The sequence below is a fragment of the Mangrovimicrobium sediminis genome, assembly GCF_004745945.1.
Taxonomy (GTDB): domain Bacteria; phylum Pseudomonadota; class Gammaproteobacteria; order Pseudomonadales; family Halieaceae; genus Mangrovimicrobium; species Mangrovimicrobium sediminis.
The window spans coordinates 1-1,614 of record NZ_SRLE01000046.1; the positions used below are offsets into that span (position 1 = coordinate 1).

3 protein-coding genes are annotated in these 1,614 nt (G+C 49.1%); all 3 read right to left on the reverse strand.

Annotated features, from left to right (window positions below):
• Positions 1-171 precede the first annotated feature (171 nt).
• Positions 172-534, reverse strand: a complete 363-nt coding sequence (locus tag E4634_RS21175; RefSeq protein WP_135446673.1) for a hypothetical protein — start codon at positions 532-534, stop codon at positions 172-174.
• 486 nt (positions 535-1,020) lie between these two features.
• Positions 1,021-1,284 carry a type II toxin-antitoxin system RelE family toxin gene (locus tag E4634_RS21180; RefSeq protein ID WP_135446674.1) on the reverse strand — a complete coding sequence of 88 codons (264 nt, stop codon included), beginning with the start codon at positions 1,282-1,284 and terminating at the stop codon, positions 1,021-1,023.
• On the reverse strand, positions 1,271-1,504 hold the full coding sequence (locus tag E4634_RS21185; protein WP_135446675.1) for a CopG family transcriptional regulator: 234 nt from the start codon (positions 1,502-1,504) through the stop codon (positions 1,271-1,273). Before E4634_RS21185 ends, E4634_RS21180 begins: the two co-directional genes overlap by 14 nt.
• Between the last annotated feature and the right edge of the window lie 110 nt (positions 1,505-1,614).

A 1,614-nucleotide genomic window follows, 5' to 3' on the forward strand; every position in this document is an offset into this window, starting at 1 on the left:
ATAGAAATCAACAGCCAACCAACAATCCCACCTTCGAGTCCATTACTAATCGGCCTTATCCAGTTAGCTAAATCCTCCTTATTCTGCGCGTAGAGTTAACGCGTCAAGCAGGGGCCAGCGTTAGCGGGTCCCGGCGCGAAGTGCCCTTGCTGCCTTGACTTGTTAAGTGTGTCATGAAGGATGCCGAGGAAACGAGATTGGCACGCGAAACTTTAGCCTTGAAATTGACTGACTCATTTCTTCTGAACGTCCCTGAGACCCTACGGCAAACATGCCCGCAACAACACCGATACCACCCTTTGTCTCGGTACCTTCAGTCGCCGTTACAGCAACATCAAATTCAAGTATATGAATCAGGTTTCCATTGCTGTCCCAGCCAAGCGCCAAGTTGGTACCGCCGCTTTGACTTTTAGTGAATAGATTTGAGACGTTAGGCACGACCTGAGCATCTTCGCTTGCTATGCGAGCCTGAGCATCTGTAATTCCCTCGATGATTTCCACGAGGCTTTCCGATACGAATTGTTTTAGATTCATTACTCCTCCGGTCTCGCGTGAACACTTAACGCTTCAGGCTGCGGACCGCGTTAGCGGGTCCGTAGCCCTGACTTGTTACGTGACTAGCGCTCATGTATTTCGACGCTCTTGCCGCCCACATAAATGCCCAGTTCATTTAGCACTCGCTTTTCCACAACCGAAAGTCCACCTTCATTCATTTCTTTCTGGTGCATGTGTACATTGGGCTTCAATAGGCGGAAAAATGAATTTACACCCATATCTTTAAAAGCTCGACTGAGGCATTCCTCAGCGGCTGCGAAATCACCAATCAGTAGCCGATCGGTTGTAAATGGCGATTTTGGAGTGAATGTCTTTGCGACTCCATTCGCCTTGATGATGAATTTGTTTCGATATATCTAAACTTTGACGTCCATCTAGTGCGCGAAAGCCCGATTCACGTAACGCTTCAAGCAGGGGCCCGCGTTAGCGGGTCCCGGCGCGAAGCGCCCTTGCTGCCTTGACTTGTTAATTGCCCCTATAAACAGATGATCGGTGCGCAACTTTCACCACCAGAATTATGAGAGACTCATCACGGACTTCATACACAACTCGGTAAACCCCTTGGCGCACCCGATATCGCTCCTGGGCTGAAAGTTTGACGCACCCTTCGCCCCTGGGATTCTCTGCCAGCATATCGATTCTCTGTAGAATACGCTTAACGTCAGCTGGTGGGATACTCCGCAGATCTTTGGCAACCGACTTTTTGAAGGTTATTTTAAATTTTGCCATGCTTTTTTAAGTCGTTAAGCAAGGCTTCATAACTTATCTCTTTTTCGCCCTCACGCTCAGAGAACGCAGCTAAATCTTCTTGATCTTCACTCATAAGAAGACGGACTGCCTCATCAACTAGTTCAGACACGGACAAATGCGATGAAGCCGCCCGCACTTTCAGGGCTTGGTGGATATTAGGCTCGAAATAGATTGTCGAGCGCTTTGATAAATTGCTCATAGTGACCTCCGCAGGACAGCTATAGCATTATAACGTTATAGCGCTACGGGGCTCACGATGGCAATTAAAGTCTGTCGCAGCGGACGCGCGGTAGCGCGGTCCGGCTCCCG